Here is a 1,649-nt window from a genome sequence, read left to right on the forward strand (position 1 = left end):
CGTCAGACTGTCTAATAACTTCTTGATATTTTTCGTAATAATCCCAATGTCATTTTTCAAGTTTTTTGTATCTTAATGTTATGAAATTTATTCTTGGAAAAGACCGTAAACAGACCTGCCTTTTTCCTGTTTCTCTTGAAGCTTCAATTGAAGAGGAAAACAGCGTAAGGTCAATAGATCAATTTGTAGATTCACTTGACTTAACAGCGCTCGGCTTTCGTTCCAATTTTACCGAGAACGGACCACCAGCTTATCATCCATCCATTCTACTCAAACTTTATATCTACGGATATATGAATCGAGTGCGCTCTTCACGGCAGCTAGAGAAAGAATGCAGACGTAATATTGAAGTGATGTGGTTACTAGAATCTTTGACTCCCGATCATAACACCATAAGCAACTTTAGAAAAGACAATGCAAAAGCCATAAAGAAGGTGTTTTTTGCAACCGTACAAATCGCACGTAATTTTGGACTTATAGGTGCTACACTCATTGCAGGGGACAGTACCAAATTAAGAGCACAGAACAGCAAGAAGAATAATTTTAACCAAAAGAAAATACAGCGCCATTTAGACTATATAAATAACAAGTTATCACAGTATAATATAGCACTAGAACAAAGTGATAGCGATAGTGTAAAGAAAGAAATCAAAAAGAATATCGATAAACACCAGAGACGCAGAAAACAATACAGGCAACTCGAAAAAGAGTTGATAGCGTCTGGAGAACCACAAATATCCACCTCAGATCCTGAGAGCAAACAACTAATAATACGCAACAACATCACGGAAGTTGCCTATTGCGTGCAGACCTCTGTCGATGCACAAAACAAGATCCCTTTTGATTATTTGGTGACCAACAAGAATGACTCAAAAGCAATGGGGCAGATGCTGCGCAGAGCAAAAACCATTTTAAGATCTAATTCCTTTACAGCGCTTTATGATAAAGGATATCACACGGGAAGTGAGTTTAAGACGGCCAATGACCTAGAAATTGAAACACTGGTGGCGATCCCAGCATACGCCTCTAAAGCACCCGACCCAAGATACATCTCAACTAATTTTAAATATGACGCCAGCAGTGATACCTATACCTGCCCAGAGAACAATATCTTAAAAAGTAATGGAAGCTGGTATAAAGGAAACAACTACCAGTTTAAACAATACAAAACCAAAGCATGTAAAAATTGCCTCGTCAGAGCGTTGTGCACAACGTCAAAAGTGAACGCAAAGGTGTTACAGAGAAGTGAATTTCAGCACTATATTGAAGAAAATGCAGCAAGGGTAAAACAGAACCCTAAGGCTTACAAAAAAAGACAGGCGATCGTTGAGCACCCTTACGGAACCATAAAACGGCAATGGGGATTTAATTACATAACCACTAAAAAGACCAAACAAAGAGCTAGTGCGGATGTGGGGCTGATGTTTGTCGCTTACAATCTGACAAGAATCTGGAATCTAGTGAAAGCGAGTAGCACATCCATTTTTGGCGTATATAGATGCCTCATAAATACTGTAAAAGCATTTTTGAACCTTGTAATGGAACTTTTAGACCAGAACACAAAAAAACAATTAATACAGCCCGTGTAAAACTAATACTGTAATTTAGTTGGATAAATTAAAAATAAAACGGAGTTATTAGACGAACTG

The 1,649-nt window shown here is 38.0% G+C and carries 1 protein-coding gene; it reads left to right on the forward strand.

The window, feature by feature from the left end; all coding sequences use genetic code 11:
• Positions 1 to 80: 80 nt before the first annotated feature.
• Positions 81 to 1,589 carry an IS1182 family transposase gene (locus Q0998_RS19190; protein WP_299673049.1) on the forward strand — a complete coding sequence of 503 codons (1,509 nt, stop codon included), beginning with the start codon at positions 81 to 83 and terminating at the stop codon, positions 1,587 to 1,589.
• The last annotated feature ends 60 nt before the right edge of the window (positions 1,590 to 1,649 follow it).

It is taken from the genome of uncultured Polaribacter sp. (assembly GCF_947501385.1).
GTDB lineage: Bacteria > Bacteroidota > Bacteroidia > Flavobacteriales > Flavobacteriaceae > Polaribacter.